At 23.8% G+C, this 18,588-nt stretch carries 17 protein-coding genes; 7 read left to right on the top strand and 10 right to left on the bottom strand.

Annotated elements, in window-relative coordinates; translation table 11 throughout:
- Nucleotides 1-179: 179 nt before the first annotated feature.
- Nucleotides 180-1,184 carry a hypothetical protein gene (locus NBW53_RS06700; RefSeq protein WP_250277497.1) on the top strand — a complete coding sequence of 335 codons (1,005 nt, stop codon included), beginning with the start codon at nt 180-182 and terminating at the stop codon, nt 1,182-1,184.
- A gap of 290 nt (nt 1,185-1,474) precedes the next feature.
- Here the strand turns inward: NBW53_RS06700 and NBW53_RS06695 are convergent, their stop codons facing one another.
- Nucleotides 1,475-2,053 (bottom strand): chemotaxis protein CheC, encoded by a 579-nt coding sequence (locus tag NBW53_RS06695; RefSeq protein WP_250277495.1) that lies wholly within the window; start codon nt 2,051-2,053, stop codon nt 1,475-1,477.
- Nucleotides 2,054-2,211: 158 nt separating this feature from the next.
- On the opposite strand from NBW53_RS06695, the gene NBW53_RS06690 reads away from it, so the two are divergent.
- The 5 genes from NBW53_RS06690 to NBW53_RS06670 all read left to right on the top strand — a co-directional run bounded on the left by NBW53_RS06690 (nt 2,212) and on the right by NBW53_RS06670 (nt 7,326).
- Nucleotides 2,212-2,868, top strand: coding sequence for a gamma-glutamyl-gamma-aminobutyrate hydrolase family protein (locus NBW53_RS06690; RefSeq protein WP_250277494.1), 657 nt, complete (start codon nt 2,212-2,214; stop codon nt 2,866-2,868).
- Nucleotides 2,869-2,899: 31 nt separating this feature from the next.
- On the top strand, nt 2,900-3,757 hold the full coding sequence (locus tag NBW53_RS06685; protein ID WP_250277493.1) for a mechanosensitive ion channel family protein: 858 nt from the start codon (nt 2,900-2,902) through the stop codon (nt 3,755-3,757).
- A gap of 1 nt (nt 3,758) precedes the next feature.
- A complete protein-coding gene (locus tag NBW53_RS06680; protein WP_250277492.1) occupies nt 3,759-3,938 on the top strand; it encodes a DUF951 domain-containing protein in 180 nt (59 codons plus the stop codon).
- A gap of 80 nt (nt 3,939-4,018) precedes the next feature.
- The gene (locus NBW53_RS06675) at nt 4,019-5,074 is read left to right on the top strand and encodes a 2-oxoacid:acceptor oxidoreductase family protein (RefSeq protein ID WP_250277491.1); all 1,056 of its coding nucleotides are present in this window, start codon (nt 4,019-4,021) and stop codon (nt 5,072-5,074) included.
- An 11-nt stretch (nt 5,075-5,085) separates the two neighbouring features.
- Entirely contained in the window at nt 5,086-7,326 is a 2,241-nt protein-coding gene (locus NBW53_RS06670) for a thiamine pyrophosphate-dependent enzyme (RefSeq protein ID WP_250277490.1), read from the top strand.
- Between the two features lie 62 nt (nt 7,327-7,388).
- Here the strand turns inward: NBW53_RS06670 and NBW53_RS06665 are convergent, their stop codons facing one another.
- From NBW53_RS06665 to NBW53_RS06635, 7 genes are all read right to left on the bottom strand, one after another.
- Nucleotides 7,389-8,327, bottom strand: coding sequence for a magnesium transporter CorA family protein (locus NBW53_RS06665; RefSeq protein ID WP_250277489.1), 939 nt, complete (start codon nt 8,325-8,327; stop codon nt 7,389-7,391).
- A gap of 209 nt (nt 8,328-8,536) precedes the next feature.
- Nucleotides 8,537-9,529: a DNA polymerase III subunit delta gene (holA, locus tag NBW53_RS06660; protein WP_250277488.1), complete on the bottom strand. Its 993-nt coding sequence runs from the start codon at nt 9,527-9,529 to the stop codon at nt 8,537-8,539.
- 2 nt (nt 9,530-9,531) lie between these two features.
- Entirely contained in the window at nt 9,532-11,808 is a 2,277-nt protein-coding gene (locus tag NBW53_RS06655; protein ID WP_250277487.1) for a DNA internalization-related competence protein ComEC/Rec2, read from the bottom strand.
- A gap of 26 nt (nt 11,809-11,834) precedes the next feature.
- On the bottom strand, nt 11,835-12,800 hold the full coding sequence (locus NBW53_RS06650; protein ID WP_250277486.1) for a GerMN domain-containing protein: 966 nt from the start codon (nt 12,798-12,800) through the stop codon (nt 11,835-11,837).
- A gap of 15 nt (nt 12,801-12,815) precedes the next feature.
- Nucleotides 12,816-14,147: a sensor histidine kinase gene (locus NBW53_RS06645; RefSeq protein WP_250277485.1), complete on the bottom strand. Its 1,332-nt coding sequence runs from the start codon at nt 14,145-14,147 to the stop codon at nt 12,816-12,818.
- 94 nt (nt 14,148-14,241) lie between these two features.
- Entirely contained in the window at nt 14,242-14,931 is a 690-nt protein-coding gene (locus NBW53_RS06640; protein ID WP_250277484.1) for a response regulator transcription factor, read from the bottom strand.
- Between the two features lie 11 nt (nt 14,932-14,942).
- On the bottom strand, nt 14,943-15,374 hold the full coding sequence (locus NBW53_RS06635; RefSeq protein WP_250277483.1) for a ComEA family DNA-binding protein: 432 nt from the start codon (nt 15,372-15,374) through the stop codon (nt 14,943-14,945).
- A 113-nt stretch (nt 15,375-15,487) separates the two neighbouring features.
- Between NBW53_RS06635 and NBW53_RS06630 the strand changes: the two genes are divergently transcribed.
- A complete protein-coding gene (locus NBW53_RS06630; protein WP_250277482.1) occupies nt 15,488-16,975 on the top strand; it encodes a D-alanyl-D-alanine carboxypeptidase family protein in 1,488 nt (495 codons plus the stop codon).
- Nucleotides 16,976-17,017: 42 nt separating this feature from the next.
- On the opposite strand, the gene NBW53_RS06625 is transcribed toward NBW53_RS06630, so the two are convergent.
- Together NBW53_RS06625 and NBW53_RS06620 are read right to left on the bottom strand one after the other, a co-directional pair.
- Complete coding sequence (locus NBW53_RS06625; RefSeq protein WP_250277481.1) at nt 17,018-17,218, bottom strand: cold-shock protein; 201 nt, start codon at nt 17,216-17,218, stop codon at nt 17,018-17,020.
- Between the two features lie 352 nt (nt 17,219-17,570).
- Nucleotides 17,571-18,536 carry a hypothetical protein gene (locus NBW53_RS06620; RefSeq protein ID WP_250277480.1) on the bottom strand — a complete coding sequence of 322 codons (966 nt, stop codon included), beginning with the start codon at nt 18,534-18,536 and terminating at the stop codon, nt 17,571-17,573.
- Nucleotides 18,537-18,588 lie beyond the last annotated feature (52 nt).

The raw sequence follows: 18,588 nt of genomic DNA, 5'->3' as shown, positions 1-18,588 counted from the left end.
TTATAACATTTATATAATTTTATTCTATATAAAACTGTTGGTATATATAGAAATAATTAGCATATATAATATAAAAAATAGAGTATATTATGTAGATAACTTATTATTTACAAACTCTAAAAGTTTTTATATAATTAAAGTTATAATAAGTTTATTTTAATCGTAAATGAGGTATAACAATGAAAAAAAACAATAAATGCATTACTACATCTATTGTAGCTACATCTTTAGCAACAATAGGGGTTATATCATATAAAGTTTTAAAGAAAAAATATCCAGCTAAACTTAATGTAATTAATAAATATATCAAAAATAATATTTTAAGTTTTAAAAATAATAATATAGAAGAAGATATATATACTAAACCATTAAAAAGTAATAAAATAAAAGAAAAAGAGATTATCACAACTATTGAAGAATATAAAAATAATGAAGTTGAAAAAAATATTAATAATAATTTAGAGATTGATAATTCTATGAATTATGATTTTGATAATAGTATTTTAGAAGAAAATGATTTTGAAGATAAAGCTAAACAGACTATTCAAAAATGTTTAGATGATATTATAAAAGATAATGAAGAAGATATATTAATACCAGATGATTATATAGAAGATGAAATAAGATATCAATTATGTTTGTCTAATAAAGAACCTATTACTAAAAATATATTAAATAAGCTAGAGCGTATAGATTTTTTTGAAATTGATGATAACGATATAAAAGTTTATTGTGAATTTTTAAGTAAATATACAAATATTAAATCAATAGTTATAGACTCTTTAAATCCTTTAAAATATGATGGTAAGATAGAAAATAGCAGTTCTAAGTATTGTTTAAAGGATATATCTCCTATTAATAAATTAAAATTTTTAGAAGAATTAAGTTTTAATTGGGGGATAGAAAAAATAGATTTTTCAACCTTAAAAGATTTAGATAAATTAAAAAAACTAGAAATAAAATTTGGAATGTTAAATGATATAACTTTTATATCACATCTTAATAATTTAGAGCATATAGAAATAATGCTATCTAATAATGTAAAAGATTTATCTCCAATAGCACAGTTAGAAAATTTAAAAATATTATATTTATATACAAATATAAAGTTAGATATGGAAATTTTTAAAAATATGAAAAGTTTAAAAAAAATATATATAAATGGAGAAAGTATTACCATATAATTAATAAGGCTATAGACTTTGTCTACAGCCTTAAAAGAGTATTTATTAAACTATATAAAAAATCCAATTTTTTAACAAGGGATAAAGTATTTAAAAATATACACTTTACACAAGTTAAAAAAAGTAGCATCTTTTAATTGTAATTTAAAAAAAAGTATAAAAAGATATTAAATTACTTTAAAAATAATTTGTTTTTAATATGACAAGAATTTATATTTTAAATTTTTTATAGAAAATAAATAAAATCTACATATACATGATTTAAATAATAGTTTATAAATATATAGAAATTATTTAACTTCTGGTATAAGCATAAAGAATCCGGACAAGTCTGAGCTATCATCAGAAGCCTGTTTAAATGTAGATTCTATAAATAAAACTCTATCTGCAACACGACCAAATTGGATAGCAGGAACACTTAATATAGCACCGGCCATATCAACAGATAAAGAAGGCACAGATTGATTTATTTTATAGTTCATAAGTTGAGACAAAGCAGTAAGATAAGAGCTTGTAAGAATGTTGCCAATTTCTGTAAGCATAGAATAATCTATGTCGTCAAATTCTGAAAAATTATTTTTCTCTCTCCCCATAATCTCTTTGGCAAGTGTACAAGCAGATTTTTCTGTCATAAGATACATCATAATACCATTAACATCACCACTAATACCTACTAATAAACCAGCTATCAAAGCATCGGCACCACCTATAATATCGGCAAGGTGTTTAAACTCTGGCATTTTTACAGTAGGAACATTCATAGATATGCGTTGGTTAACAAGGCTTGATAAACTAGTGGCAGCATTACCTGTTCCTATGTTAGCAACTTCTTTTAGCATATCTATATCCATTAAATTTAAGTTACCCATAATAAACTCCTTACAAATTTAATTAATTTACATTATTAACAATTTATAGTATAATAATTTTAACACAAAAAAATAATTTTGAAAACTATTTTATAAAAAATAGTAATATTTTTAAAATATTATAATAAATATAAGGTATATTAAAACAAGGAGGCTTTATGAAAAAATTTATTTTAATAGTTCCTTCTAATGATGATGAAAAGTTTTTTATAAATAAAAACTATATAAATAATATAAAAATTTTTAATATTCCTTATTATGTGTGTGATTATAATATAAAAAATATAGATTATGATTATATAAATGGGATTTTATTAACAGGTGGTGGAGATATAGAGCCTTCTTTATATAATCAAAAAAAACATTGGCAATCACAGGATATATATTTAGAAAGAGATAATTTTGAAATATCGTTGCTAAAAGAAGCATTTAAGAGAAAAATACCTACACTTGCTATATGTAGAGGTATGCAAATAATGAATGTAGCTTTTGGTGGCACTATTAACCAACATATAGATGGACATATGCAAAAAGAAGATAAAAAAATACCAACTCATTATATAGATATAGAAAAAGATACTATTTTATATAATATATTAGAAAAAGATAGCATAAAAGTTAATTCTGTTCATCATCAAGTGGTTGATAAAGTTGCTAATGGATTTAAAGTATGTGCTAAATGTGAAAATATAATAGAAGGTATTGAATATATAGATAAAGATATTTTTTTTATGGGATTACAATGGCACCCAGAGGCATTATATGATGAGAATAGTAAAAAAATATTCTCAAGTTTTGTAAAAAATATAAAATAATTATTAAAAACAAAAGAAGAAGGAGCTAAATATGAATAAATTAAATGAAAAAATGGAAGCTATAAAAAGTTTAGATTGGCTTATAGAAGTAATAGCTGATATAGGTTTAAGCATTATACAAATAATAATAGCAAGTATTATAATAAAAATTTTAACAAGTTTTATAAAAAAATCTTTAAAATTAAATAGTAAGCTTAGTGATAGAAAAAGGCAAACTTTATCGGAAGTTTTAATTAGTGTAGCTAAATATACTGTATGGTTTGTAGCTATTTGTAGCATACTTGGAAATTTTGGTGTAAATATGACATCTTTAATAGCAGTTGCGGGTGTTGGTAGCGTAGCTATCGGTTTTGGAGCCCAAAGTCTTGTTCAGGATATTATAACAGGTATGTTTATATTATTTGAAGACCAATTTGGCGTTGGAGACATTATAACAGTAGATAGATTAACAGGAACAGTTGAAAGTATTGGGCTTAGAAGCACAAGAATAAGAAGCGTTGATGGAGATTTACATATTATACCAAATGGTATGATAAAAATAATAACAAATATGTCTAAAGAATTTAACAGAGCAACAATAGATATAGGGGTTGCATATGAAGAAAATATTGATAGAGTAATAGCTGTTATGAAAGATGAAACAGACAAAATATTTAAAAATAATCTTGTAAAAGGTCTTATATCGGAGCCTAAAGTTTTAGGAATAATAGACTTAGCAGATAGTGCTGTTGTAATACGAATATTGGCAGATACTCAAATAGGTGAAAATTGGCACGTAGAAAGAGAAATAAGACGTTTTATGAAAAAAAGGTTTGATAAAGAAAATATTAATATACCTTATCCTAAACGTGTTGTAGAAATAATAGATAACAAAAGAAAGGAAGCCTAAAATGGAATATTTAGTTGGAGATATTGTATATACTAAAAAACCTCATCCTTGTAAAAGTCATGAATGGGAAGTTATAAGAATTGGAGCAGATTTTAAAATAAAATGTTTAGGATGTGGACATATAGTTATGTTACCTCGAGTAAAGTTTGAAAAATTTGTTAAAAAGAAAATAGAAAAATAAAAAATAAAAATAATAAATGTATAAATTACCCTTTTAGAATAAATACTAATTTTAGTTATTTGTTTTGAAAGGGGTTTTTTATGAGCTTTAAAAAAGATTATTTTGAAATAAGATTAGAAAGTATTGGTGGACTTGGTGCAAATTTAGCAGGCAAAATATTAGGAGAATATGGTGCATTATACTTAGGTCTTAATGCTTCTAATTTTTCAAGCTATGGTTCAGAAAAAAGAGGGTCTCCGGTTAAATCATATATAAGATATGCAAAAGAAAATGTACCAATAAGAGTTAATAGCCCTATACAAAATCCAGATATTTTAGGGCTTTTTCATATAGCTTTAGCTGGTAAAGAAAATGTGATGGCAGGTGTATGTGAAAATACATCAGTTGTTGTAAACACTGAAAAACAACCAGACGAAGTAAGAGATATATTAAAAATGTATTCTGGTAAATTATATTGTATAGATGCTTTAAAAATAGCATTAGATACCAAAAGTCGTATAAATATGGTTATGCTTGGAGCAATTGCAAAAACTAATGATTTTATGTGTATAGATAAATTAGAAGAATGTATAAAAAATACAATAGGTAAAAAATATCCTAATGCTTTGGAACAAAATTTAAAAGCTATAAAGCTTGGATATGAAAATGTTAAATATAAAGAAATAAAAGTAGATGATAAATATGATTATATTATAGGCAAAGATATAGAAAGAGCGTGGGGGTATAAAAATGCACCAATAGGTGGAATAAACACTTGTTTTGGTAGTACAATATCTAATGATTTATCGGCTAGTAGAGAAGGATATGTACCTATTTTTTTAAAAGACAAATGCATAAATTGTGGGCTTTGTGATTCGACTTGTCCAGATATGGCTTTTCAATTTGTTAAGGGAGAATATAAAGGTAAAGAAAGTATGGTAAATTTAGGTATAGATTATCATCATTGTAAAGGTTGTATGAGGTGTGTAAATATTTGTCCAGTAAATGCTTTAAAATCTTGTTTAGAAAAAGATGTAGATATATTTAAAAATCATATAAGAAATAAAGATTTGATTGTAGATAAATTAGAATTTGAAAATGTTGGAGCAAACTCTTTTGTAACTAGTGAAAATAATTTAGAAGATAATGAGATTTAAGGAGGAAAGATATGCTTAAACAAAAAGTCATATTTGAAAGTGGTAACGAGCTTGCAAGTATAGCTTGTAAACAAATAAATTATCATATAATGGGATATTATCCAATAACACCATCTACACAGATAGCTGAAAATTTGGATTATATGATAGCTAATGGAGAAAGCCAAACCAAACTAATAGCAGCAGAAGGTGAGCATAGTGCATTAGGGATATGCTATGGAGCATCTGTAGGTGGAGGTAGAGTATTTAGTGCTACAAGTGCTAATGGGCTTTTATATAGCTTAGAACAATTACCAGTTCAATCTGGTACTAGGTTTCCTATGGTTTTAAATGTTGCTTGTAGGACAGTGTCTGGCCCTTTATCTATAAAAGGAGACCATAGTGATATAATGTATACTTTAAATACAGGTTGGATAATACTTTTTGCAAAAGATAACCAAGAAGTATATGATTTTAATATAATAGGCCTAAAATTAGCAGAAAAAGTAAATTTACCAGTAATAGTAGCTTTTGATGGATTTTTTACTAGTCATCAAAAGAAAAAAGCACATATTTTTGATGATGATAAAGATGTACAAAATTTTATAGGGGAATGTAAAAGAGATTATACGGCACTTAATATGAATAACCCTATAACAATAGGGTCTTATATGAATGAGCCTGATTTAATAAACAATAAGTTTCAATTAAGTTTAGCTATGGAAGAGGCTAAAGATTATTTACCAAAGCTTTTTGAAGAGTATAAGGAAATATCGGGAAGAGAATATAAAACATCTGAAGGATATTTAACAAAAGATGCAGATGTTATTATATTTGCTTTAGGGTCTACTTTTGAAACTGTTAAAGATGCCGTAGACAAAATGCGAAAAGAAGGTAAAAAAGCAGGGGCTTTTACTCTTAAAGTTTTACGCCCGTGGATAACCAATGACATATATGAAATATGTAAAGATACTAAGCTTTTAATATGTCTTGATAGACAAGATAGCTATGGAGCTAATGGTGGAAATATGAGTATAGAAATAAAAGCTAGTTTACAAGAAAAGGAATTAAACACAAAAGTAATAACTCGTATATACGGGATTAGTGGTAAAGATTTTTATGTAGAAGATGGATTAAAATTATTTGAAGAGGCTTTTTCTTGTATTGAGGGAACTGAAACAAAAAGATTTGACTATTTAGGAAAATATGAAGGGAATTTAGACAATCAACAAACTAACTTTTTTAAACCAATAAAATTAGAAGATATAAAACTTAACATAACAAATGCAGAGTATAATGAAGAAACAAAAACATTTAATGTTACAGGTGGTAATATAAAAGATATAACAGCTATGCCTAAAAGATTAGCTCCAGGACACGGAGCTTGCCCAGGTTGTGGAATACCTGTTAATTTAAATCTTTTATTAAGTGGAATAGAAGGAAATGTAGTTTTACTTTTCCAAACTGGTTGTGGAATGGTTGTTACCACTTGCTATCCTAAAACATCTTTTAAAGTAAATTATGTTCATAATCTTTTTCAAAATGGTGCTGCCACATTATCAGGACTTTTAGAAATGTACAATGAAAAGAAAAAAAGAGGAGAAATGTTAGATGAAGATATAACATTTATAATGGTATCTGGTGATGGTGGACTTGATATAGGGCTTGGGTCTGCTTTAAGCACAGCTATAAGAAATCATAATATGATAATATTTGAATATGATAACGGTGGATATATGAATACTGGTTATCAATACTCATATTCTACTCCAAAAGGAGCTAGAAGTTCTACAAGTCATATTGGAGAATGTGAGTATGGTAAACAAATATTTCATAAAGATAACCCACAAATATTTGCAGCCACTAATATACCATATGTTGCAACAGTTGCAGAAAGTCATATAACAGATTTTGTAAGAAAAGCAAGAAAAGCTCAAGAATATAGTAAAAAATTTGGATTAGCTTATATAAAATGTTTATCTGCTTGTCCTTTAAATTGGGGAGATGAGCCTCAATATGAAAGAGAAGTAATAGAAAGTGCTGTAAAAAGTTGTTATCATCCTTTATATGAAATAGAACAGGGGATAACTAAAATAAATTATAATCCAGAAGATAAAAATGAAAAAATACCTATTAAAGAGTTTTTGTTTAAAATGGGTAGAACAAAACACTTAAAAAATGAAAAATATAATTATATAATAGATAGCATACAAGAAGAAACAGACAGAAGATGGCAAAGGTTAAAAGCAAGAGCGGAAAGTCCATATTTATAGTACTATATATAAAAAAGGTATGAAATAATATCATACCTTTTTTTATATATTTAAAATAATTTTTAAAACATATCTTTCTTAGACATAATTTTTACAACAAGTAAACATATACCAACAGAACCTAATATAATCCATAAAAATGCAAGGGGATTATCTGAAAAAGGCACTGGAACGTTCATACCAAAAAAGCTAGATACAATAGTAGGTATGGCCATAATAATAGTTATAGATGTTAATACTTTCATAACAATATTTAAATTATTAGATATAATAGAGGCAAAGGCGTCCATTGTACCTGCTAATATATCACTATAAATTTTTGCCATTTCTATTGCTTGTTTGTTTTCTATAATAGTATCTTCTAGAAGTTCTTTATCTTCATCATATTTTTTTATAAAGTCATATCTTAAAAGTTTTTCCATAACTAATTCATTAGATTTTAAAGAAGTAGAAAAATATACTAAACTTTTTTCTAGTGTTAAAAGTTGTATAAGTTCTTTATTTTTCATAGATTTATGAAGCTCATTTTCTATAATGTTACTTTGTTTATCAATTCTTTTTAAAAAATATAAATATAAAGAAGCATTTTTATATAATATTTGTAAAATAAATCTAGCTCTTTTGTATGTGTAGAAAGTTTTAACACGATTTTTAATAAACGGTTCTAAAACTAAAGTATCGTTAAGAGATACAGTAATAATGGCTTTATCGGTAGATATAATACCAATAGGTAAAGTTTCATATATATTAGATTCTCTATCTTTAGATATACAAGGAGTATCTACTAATATTAAAAAATGGTTATTATCATCATCTATTTCTATTCTTGAGCGTTCTTCTTCATCTAGAGCTGCATTTATGAAATCAACATCAACATTTAAAGTAGTAGCAATTTCATTAACTTCTTTTAAAGTTGGGTTTACCATATTTATCCAAACGCCATCTACAATAGTATCTGTTTCTACAATTTCATTATTTGAAGTTATATACATTTTTATCATTTTGTTTCCTCCTTCAAGTCCATATTAAATGTAGGAAACAACTATATATTTATAGAAAAGTAACCTATTTTATGGACAATATTAAAATTTTAAAAGTTTTTATAAAATAATGCTGTGGAATAGTGTCCATAAAGTCACCTCTTTCTTAGATATACTAACAATCAATATATACCATTTTAAATGATTTAGTTAGATTTTGCAAGTATTTATTATATAGTTGCATACTTTATTATTAATAACTCTACTGCTAGTTCATCTTCTATTTTACCAGTTTTTATATTATTATCTATTTCTAAACATTCATTTAGAGCCTGTAATAATGTCTTTATAGAAAAGTTTTTACTTTGTTTAAGAGCATCTTTAACTATGAAACTATGTATATTAATTTCAGAAGCAATAGTAGATACATTATAATTTTTATTATATAAATATTTACATTGTAATATAATTTTAAATTGTCTGTAAATCATATTTAAAACAACAAAAGGTGAAGTTTTATTAAATATTAAATTTTTATACATACTTATAGCTTTATCAACATTTTTATTAGCCATAAAGTTTATTAAATCAAATATTTTACTTTCAACAGATTTAGTACAAATAGAATCTATATCATTTATGGTTATTGTTTGTGAATTACTAAACGAGATTAATTTATTTATTTCATTTAGTAATATTTCCATATTGCAACCAATGTTTCTTATTATATACAAACTTTCTTTTGGTGTTATGTTTTTATTATTATCTTTAAATATATTAAATATCCAATCAATAAGTTCATTTTCAGATAACGTATTAATATGGTGTATAGAGCCTATTTTAGATATTGTTTTAAAAATTTTTAATTTTTTATCTATTTTTTCTTCCAGAAAAACTAATATAGTAGTTTTAGGTAAAGTTTTTAAATATTCTTCTAAAATAGTTAAGTCATCTTTTTTACCATTGTAAAGTAAGCTAGTATTTTTTAAAATAACTAATCTATATGAATTCATAAAAGGTAATGTATCACAAGCATCTATTATTTCAGATATATTTATATTTTTACCTTCAAAGGATATAAAATTCATCATTTTTAAATCTTCGTTTACAATGCTAGATATTAGTTTTTTTTCATAAGTATTTTTTAAATAGTTTTCTTCACCAAATATAATATATATATTTGAAAATGTTTTATTTTTTATATGATTATCTAAAGTTTTCAATATTATCTCTCCCAAGAGGTATTTTCTATACATTTAATTTTATATTTATTTTTATAAAAATTTATAGATATAGCTTTGTTTTTATCTGTTCTATAAATATAAATATTATTTTCAGTGAGAATATTTATAGTTTCTTCGCTAGGGTGATTATATATATTATCTTTTTTACAAGATATTAAAGCTATATTAGGGTTTACTTTATTTAAAAATTCTTTTGTTGTAGAAGTTTTAGAGCCATGATGAGCTATTTTAAGTATATTTGCAGATAAATTTAAATTATTATCTACTAAAAATTTTTCGGCTTCTTTTTCTATATCACCAGTAAATAAAATAGAATGATTTTTATATTTTAATTTTAAGACAATAGAATTATTATTATCATCTTTATTATAGAAATTTTTGTTAGGGTGGAGTATATCAAATTCAATGTTTTTATCTAATATAAGTTTATCTCCAGCTTGTAAAAAATATATAGGTATGTTTTCATTTTTAGCAGTTATTAAAAGATTTTTATAATTTTCATCTATAGTATTATTTAGGGGTAAGAATAAATTTTTTATATTAATTTTATCTAAAATTTCTATTATACCTTTTATGTGGTCCGTATCATTATGTGTTACAAAAACAAAATCAAGAGATTTAATACCTTTGCTTTTTAGATAAGGTAAAATAATATTTTCTCCAACAGAATAACTTTTATTACCGCCACCGTCTATTAAAAATGTACTATTATTATTTATGCCAACAATACTATCACCTTGACCAATATCTAACATAGTTATATTAAATGGTTTAGGTATAAAACTTGATAAAAACATAGATATTATAAATATTATCATACCAATATTTATAAATTTTTTTCTTTTTCTTAAAAGGTATTTATCGTAAAATGCATAAGCTATAAAAATTAGCATAATATAAAGACCTAATATAACAAAAATAGATGGTTTACCTATTAATATATTATTAAAATTCATATTTTCAACTACTTTACAAATATATGTAAAAAATCTAAGTATATAATATACACTACCTATTAAAAACTTTGAAAGAGGTATGCTAAAAATACCTATAATAGTTGTTAAAAATCCAATAATAATAACAATAGACATAAAAGGTATAATAATTATATTTAACAGTGTATCTAAAATAGTAATATTATAAAAATAATAAGCAGTTATAGGTTTTATAGATAAGCATACAAAAAATGATATAATAAAAGATTTAAATATACCTTTTAAATTATATAACTGACAAATTCGTCCACCTAAAAACGCTATAGAAAATACAGATGTATAAGAATATAAAAATCCAATATCAAAAATATAATAAGGATTTTTAATAAGTAAAATTATAGCAGATAAACTAATAGAAGATATAAAATCTAGACTTCTATAAATCATATGGCCTATTAAAACAGTTATACACATAATAGTTGCTCTTACTGTTGATAAACTAGCTCCAGTAAATATACAATAAAAAATTAAAACTATAATAACTAATATATATCTAAAACGATTATATAGTAGTTTGAATAGTTTAGTTAAAAAAATTGATAAAGTTGCTATATGAAGACCGGAAATTGCTAATATATGATATATACCAGATGTTTTGTATAAATCTATAGTGTTATTATCTAAAAATTGTTTTTCGCCTAAAATCATAGCCTTTAAAATATTACTTTCTGTAATAGGCAAAATATCATCATAAATATTACATATATTATCTTTAAGGTTAGATAAATAAAGTTTAAATTTATTATACTTTAATATATTAATATTTTCTGCATACATTTTATATGTTATATCATTTATTTTAAAATTTAGTTCTTCATCATAACTATTTGGATTTGATTTTTTATTAGGATAGTATATAGTTCCATTAATAGATATTTTAGCACCATATTTTATATTATTTAAATTATCAGTATATACAAGAATATTTAAGTTTTCATTTTTATTATTTATTGATACAGTTTTTAATATGAATTTATATTTATTATTAGATGTATTTTCTATATTTTTAACATATCCAATAGCATTAATTTTATCCTTTTCCTTTAAATTATATGTAGTATTGTTTAAATAAATTAAATAATAACCTAATAAAGTAAACAATATTAAATATTTTGGAAACTTTATTTTGTATAGCTTAGAAAGGTATAAAGATATTAATAATAACACAAAAAATAAAACTATTACCAAAAAGCCATTTATAAAGTTTCCAATTAATATACCTAAAATTAAAAATATAAGAATAAATAATAGCGGTCTTTTCATAAGCATTAAATAATAAAAGATTTATATTAATCTTTTTTATCTCCTAAATTGTTTAAGGTATTATTTTCTATAATATTTTCATAACGCCCTATAGGCTGGCTAACATCTATATTAGCTTTAAAAATATTTATTTTTTCACCCTCTATTAAAATTTGTACTTTATTAACATTAGAAAGGTTTGTTAAAGAATTTACGATAGAATATATAGCAAGCCTTTCTTGCTCTTCATTATTTGATAATTTATTTATAAAGTCTGAGGTTAAATCTACATAACATATACTGTCTTCTGTTTTTACATTTCTAATTTTTGTTTCGGAAGGTAAAGTTTTAATATTTTCTTGCATTTTAGGACCATTTATAAGCTCTTCTACAATATGCCATTCCATACTTTTATTTTGTTTAAATTCTATATTTCTACTTTCTGCTACTAATTTATTATCATTGTTTGCAAAATAGAGAATAACTTTTTCTTGTTCTATTTTATCTGGAGATATAAAAGGATTTAAAATAGTGTTATTTCTATTTAATAAAATAATATTATCACCATATACAATTTCTTTATTATCTACTAATATTTTTATATTATTAATAAAATTAACTTCTGTCATAGTCCAAACTAAACCGGCTTTAAATATTAATTGTTCTATATCTGAAAGAAAGTTATAATTTTTAGAAAGGTTTAAATATAATGTATTATTACTTATATTATAATCTAGTAAGGATACATTTTCTGGAACAACAGATTTTAAATTTGTAGATTTTGAAGGGAGTTTCATTTCTTCAAATATGTTATTTACAAAAGTATCTTTATTTATTTCTACTTTTTTTTCTTCTGGTACAAGATTATTATTTACTTTATCATAATAATAAATAGAAATATTTTTTAAAGTATCCTTTTTTTCATTAGATGTTATAGAAATAAGAGTTATTAAAACAATAGACATTATTACAAAAATTACACCAAATAGAAATAGTTTTTTATTATTTTTCATATTTCCTCCTAGTATTTATTCTTGTTTATCAGTAAATTTTATAGGAATTCTTACAACAAATGTAGAACCTTCGCCTTCTTTACTAGAAACTTTTATACTACCTTTATGAAGTATAACAGTAGAGTGGGTAATAGATAAGCCAAGGCCAGTGCCACCTGTTTCTCTGTCACGAGTTTTATCTACTCTATAAAATCTATTAAATATTTTTGTTTGTTCTTCATCGTTAATGCCTATACCAGTATCAGATACTGTTATAAATGCATTTTGATGGTCGCAGTCTAAAACTACTTTAACACTACCTTCAGGGTGAGTATATTTTATAGCGTTTTCTACAAGGTTAGATATTGCTAAGCTAAATTTCATTTCATCGGCTTCTACAATTACATTTTTTAAGTATTCTTTAGATAAAGAGATATTTTTTTGTTCTGCTAAAGGTGTTAATCTTTTTAATATATCATCTAACATTGTATTAAGGTCACTTTCAGATATATTAAGACCTGCTTCTCTATAATCTAGCTTAACTAAAGCTAAAAGATTATTTACTATTTCAGTCATTCTATCTATTTCAGAATTTATATCTTGTAAAAATTCTATATACATTTCAGAAGGTATATCTTCTTGTAAAAGGATAGAATCGCTTAAAACTTTTATAGAGCTAAGAGGAGTTTTTAACTCATGAGAAACATTAGAAACAAATTCTTGTCTTGAAGTATCTATTTGTTCTAATTTTTCTGTCATAGCATTAAAAGCTTCACCTAATTGAGATATTTCATTATTGCCGTTTATTTTTACTCTTTGGTGTAATTGACCATCAGTTATTTCATTTATGCTTTTTAGAATTTTTTTTAGAGGTGTGATTACAATTTCAGAGGTGAAAAATACAAATATGCCTATAATTATACTTATAAATATAGTTAGCATAAACCATTTTTGAGAAACACCATCTATTAAAGCTTGAGAATCTTCAAAAGAAGATACTAATAAAACAACACCTTTTTTATGTGTAAATTTTTCTTCTATATAGCTAGAAGAATAAATAACACCTTTATCTTTATGATAATTAGAAGCATTTTTACCTTCTAATGCTAATAAAATTTCAGAAGTTAGAAAAGTTTTGCCAACATCTAAATTGTTAGAATCTAAAATAACAATACCTTGATTATTTATAATTAATATTCTAAAATTTTCTTCAATGCTTTTTTCTTGTAAAATATCCAAAAGTTCAGATTGTTTATCTACATTTGATAAATATGAACCTTCTTGTATCATAACAGCTATTTTATTAGCTTGATATAATAAATCTCGTTCTTCAACATTTTTAAAATACGACTCCATAGTATTTTTCATTGTGTTAGAGAAAAATACTAAAGGAAAAAAACTTATAATAAAAAAACATATAAAAAGTTTTGCTCTAAGACTTTGATACCATTTTACCGGTTTATTACTGTAAATAATAACCAACTCCCCATTTTGTATGAATATATTTTGGCTCACTAGGACACTCTTCAACTTTTTCTCTAAGGCGTCTAACGTGAACATCAACACTTCTAGCATCGGCAGGGTAGCCATAGCCCCAAACAGTGTCTAGAAGGTTTTCACGGCTATAGACTTTTCCTACATTTTTCATAAACAACTCTAGTAAGTCAAATTCTTTTGCTGTAAGATTTATTTCTTTTTGATTTATAAATGTACGTCTAGATTCTGTGTTTATTTCTATATCTCTAAATTTTATAATATTTTTATTTTGTGGAGTTATATCAACTTTTCTTACACTTCTTCTTAAAATGGACTTTATTCTTGCTTTAAGCTCTAATATGTTAAAAGGTTTTGTAATATAGTCATCAGCCCCATATTCAAGCCCCATTATTTTATCCATATCTTCACCTTTAGCAGTTACCATTATTATTGGAACATTAGAAAATTCTCTTATCATTTGACAAGCAGTAAGACCATCTATTTTTGGAAGCATTACATCTAATAGTATAAGGCTATATTCTTTTTCTTTAGAAAGACGTAGAGCTTCTTCTCCATCATAAGCAACATCTACGTTCATACCTTCTTGTTCTAGGCTAAATTTAATACCTTTAACAATAAGTTTTTCATCATCAACAACTAAAATATTTCTGTCCATATGTTATCTCCTCAATCAACAGTTATTAAATTTTTAATTTTTTCATATGTTTTATCACCAATACGGCTTACATTTTTTATATCAGATATATTATAAAATAAAGAAACATTTTCTCTATATTCTATAATATTTTTAGCAATAGTATCACCTATATTAGGTAATGTTTTTAAAGTTTCTTTATCAGCTGTATTTATATTTATAAGGCTATTATTATTTTGTATATTATTTATATGTTTGTCAATAGTTTTTTTATTATTAGTTGTTAAATTATTATATAAAAAGTTATTTTCTTTTGTATTTAAATTTTTATAAAATTCATCTGTTATTTGATTAGCATTTATAGAAAAATTATTATTATCATTATTACAAGTAGCACTTGTAATATAAATACAACTAAATAAAAAACATAATATTATTAATAATATGGTATATTTATTTTTCATAAAAACTCCTTAATTGTGTTTTAAAAATATTGAATTTATATATAAAATATTATATAATAAAAAAATGTTAATTTTTAACCAAATTATAATAGCTTAAGGAAGAGGTTACATTTATGAATTTTTATACTATTTTAAAAAAATTTACTTGTTTTATACTATTATATACCATTTTCTTTTTAAATACCAGTGTATTTTATGTTTTTGGAAATGAAACAAGTGAAGTAAGCGAAACAAATGAAATAATAGAGAACGAAAAAACAGATGAAACAACAGAACAAATAACAGAGCAAGAAGAAGCAAATGATATGTTAAATTTAACAGCTAAATCAGCAGTTTTAATAGATGCTAAAACAGGAATTGTAATATATGAGAAAAATAAAGATGAAAAGTCTTATCCAGCCAGTACAACAAAAATAATGACAGCTTTATTAGCAATAGAAAATACTAACCCAACAGATATATTAACACATTCTCATAATGCAGTTTATAACATAGGTCCAGGAAGTAGCCATATAGGTATGAGAGAAAATGAACAGATAACAATGGAACAAGCCTTACACGGAGTTTTATTAGCATCTGCAAATGAAGTTTGTATGGCTATAGCAGAGCATATATCTGGAAATGTGGAAGATTTTGTAGAGCTTATGAATAAACGTGCACAAAAATTAGGTGCTAAAAATACACATTTTGTTAATCCACATGGATTTCACGATGATAACCATTATACAACAAGCTATGATATGGCATTAATAATGAAAGAAGCTATAAAAAACGAAGAGTTTGTTAAATATATAAATACACCAACTTATAGAATATCTACAACTAATATAGTAAATGAAGAAAGAGTGTTGAATAATTCTAATAAATTAATATTAAAAACATCTCCTTATTATTATGAATATTGTATAGGAGGTAAAACAGGATTTACAAATGAAGCAGGAAACACATTAGTAACATACGCTAAAAAAGATAATATAGAGTTAATAAGTGTTGTTATGAGAGATGAAGGTTATAAAGTTTATGATGATACTAAAACTCTATTTGAATATGGGTTTTCGGCTTATGAGCAAAAAGAAATTTTTAATAAAGAAGGATATAAAAACAAAGTACCTGTATTTCAAAAATTTAAAGAACAAGAAATACCATTAGGTGATATATATTTATTAGCAGAAGATAATTTATCAATAAATTTACCTAAAAATGTAGATGTATCTAAAATAATAAAAGTAGATAATATACCTAAACCAGTTTTAGGGCCTATAAATATAGGAGATAAAGTAGGAACATTAGATTTTTTATATGAAGACAATATTATAGCTAGTGTAAATCTTATTTCTGAAACAAAATTAGACATTATAGACGAGGCAAAATTAGAAAAAAAAGAAAAATTAAAATCTATGTCAAAAATATTTTTAAATATTGTTAAATATATAGGTATAGGATTAATAGTTTTATTAATATTATTTTTTATATTAATGATTATTGTTAAAAGTGTTGTAAAACGTAAAAGAAAACGTAAAAGGTTTAGTAGATATGGATATAGTAATAAACCATTAAAACCTATGAAAAATAATAAGAAAAAAAGAAATAATAGAAGATAATAAAAAAACACTATATGCTTTAAAACATATAGTGTTTTTTTATTATACTAAACACACATTTGAAGCTTGAGCTCCTTTTTCACCTTGAACTATTTCAAATTCAACAGCTTGACCTTCTTTTAATGTTTTGTATCCTTCAGAGTTGATAGCAGAAAAATGTACAAAAACATCATTTTCTCCTTCTACAGTAATGAAACCAAAGCCTTTTTCTTCATTAAACCATTTTACAGTACCTTTTTTCATAAAAAAATCCTCCTAAAGATAAAATAAATATTTAATTTTATATAGAAAAATTAACATTATTTACAAGCTGTTAGCTTTATAGAAAGTAACAATTTTAAAATTTAAAAATAATACTAAAAAATGACATATTTACTTTTATACTGTACAATATTAAAAAATGATTATTAAAAATAAAAGGCGAGGAAAACCAAGCTTAAATTATAAAAACAACTATTTAATTTAACATAACTATACTAAAAGTAGTACGTTAAATTTTAGAAAAATTAATAAAATATAAAAAACTTGCTTAATATTAAAAACCTATAATAAAACTATATTTATAATAACATAGGCATATAGTAAAGTCAATATTTTATGGTATTATATCATTTTTTAATAAAATATCTATAAAATCATTAGAAACTATTTTTACACCACTATCGTTAAGGTGGGCATCATCTCTAAAGTTATCGTTTGTAAGAAGATTTTTTTCTTTATTTATTAAGTTATAGTCTATATAAAATATATTATTTTGCTTTGCAAAATCTGAAATTTGGTTATATATAAATTCATAATTTTTGATATAATCCATAGATACATTAGCAATAGGAGCAGTAACAAATACTAAAGAAATGTTATTTTCTTTGCAAAGGTTAATAATTTTTAGTAAAAATTCTTTTTGAGTTTGTGAAAAGTTAAAATTTTTACCGTCTAAATTTTTAAATTGGTTTGTTTTATCATATTCATCATTTAACATTTTATAATCACAATATACATAACCTTTAGAACGATATTCTTCAATACCAATTTGTTTTTTACGGTCTTTATCTTTTAAGTTAAATTTATTTTTTATTTTTTTATTATATTCATTGCCTTTGTATGCAAAAAAGTCTTCTTGATATTTAAAAATATTATTTTTATATTTAATTTTTTCAGATAATGGAAAATCATTTTTTATATATTCATTTTTTAAATCAGTATTATTTAAAACTTGGAATAGAGTTTTAACTTGATTAAGCTCAAAGTCATTTTGCAATAAATCCCAATATATTTCTAAAACAACTACTTTAGGTGTTTGATAATTTAAAATTTCTCTTAAAGTATAGTAGGCAGAATCAGGGTGTTGTAGAGGCATACCCATCTGAAAGCTATTTATACCAAGTTTATTATCAAATATTTCGGGGTCAAATGTACAATATGAATGAGAAGAACCTAAAAATACCATATCTAAGCTATTTGGACTTAGATTGTAAAAATCTTCAAATCTTTTTTTATTAAAACCATTTATAATATTTTCTGTACTAGCAGACGAATATTTTTTACCTATAAAATTTATCATAGGTATTAAACATAATATAAATATAAATATTTTTATTATAAATTTTATATTT

Origin of the sequence: [Clostridium] colinum (assembly GCF_940677205.1) — a bacterium.
Classification (GTDB): Bacteria; Bacillota; Clostridia; order Lachnospirales; family CAG-274; genus Tyzzerella; species Tyzzerella colina.
Note: the sequence above shows the minus strand (reverse complement) of the source record. Positions and strands in the feature narration are given on the sequence as shown.

Excerpts from the sequence above, each read along its gene's own strand:
- NBW53_RS06695 (WP_250277495.1), bottom strand. The coding sequence starts at position 2,053 with ATGGGTAACTTAAATTTAATGGATATAGATATGCTAAAAGAAGTTGCT.
- NBW53_RS06685 (WP_250277493.1), top strand. The coding sequence starts at position 2,900 with ATGAATAAATTAAATGAAAAAATGGAAGCTATAAAAAGTTTAGATTGG.
- NBW53_RS06620 (WP_250277480.1), bottom strand. The coding sequence starts at position 18,536 with ATGATAAATTTTATAGGTAAAAAATATTCGTCTGCTAGTACAGAAAAT.
- NBW53_RS06630 (WP_250277482.1), top strand. The coding sequence starts at position 15,488 with ATGAATTTTTATACTATTTTAAAAAAATTTACTTGTTTTATACTATTA.
- NBW53_RS06645 (WP_250277485.1), bottom strand. The coding sequence starts at position 14,147 with ATGAAAAATACTATGGAGTCGTATTTTAAAAATGTTGAAGAACGAGAT.
- NBW53_RS06675 (WP_250277491.1), top strand. The coding sequence starts at position 4,019 with ATGAGCTTTAAAAAAGATTATTTTGAAATAAGATTAGAAAGTATTGGT.
- NBW53_RS06670 (WP_250277490.1), top strand. The coding sequence starts at position 5,086 with ATGCTTAAACAAAAAGTCATATTTGAAAGTGGTAACGAGCTTGCAAGT.
- NBW53_RS06655 (WP_250277487.1), bottom strand. The coding sequence starts at position 11,808 with ATGAAAAGACCGCTATTATTTATTCTTATATTTTTAATTTTAGGTATA.
- NBW53_RS06700 (WP_250277497.1), top strand. The coding sequence starts at position 180 with ATGAAAAAAAACAATAAATGCATTACTACATCTATTGTAGCTACATCT.
- NBW53_RS06625 (WP_250277481.1), bottom strand. The coding sequence starts at position 17,218 with ATGAAAAAAGGTACTGTAAAATGGTTTAATGAAGAAAAAGGCTTTGGT.
- NBW53_RS06680 (WP_250277492.1), top strand. The coding sequence starts at position 3,759 with ATGGAATATTTAGTTGGAGATATTGTATATACTAAAAAACCTCATCCT.
- NBW53_RS06690 (WP_250277494.1), top strand. The coding sequence starts at position 2,212 with ATGAAAAAATTTATTTTAATAGTTCCTTCTAATGATGATGAAAAGTTT.
- NBW53_RS06635 (WP_250277483.1), bottom strand. The coding sequence starts at position 15,374 with ATGAAAAATAAATATACCATATTATTAATAATATTATGTTTTTTATTT.
- NBW53_RS06640 (WP_250277484.1), bottom strand. The coding sequence starts at position 14,931 with ATGGACAGAAATATTTTAGTTGTTGATGATGAAAAACTTATTGTTAAA.
- NBW53_RS06650 (WP_250277486.1), bottom strand. The coding sequence starts at position 12,800 with ATGAAAAATAATAAAAAACTATTTCTATTTGGTGTAATTTTTGTAATA.
- NBW53_RS06665 (WP_250277489.1), bottom strand. The coding sequence starts at position 8,327 with ATGATAAAAATGTATATAACTTCAAATAATGAAATTGTAGAAACAGAT.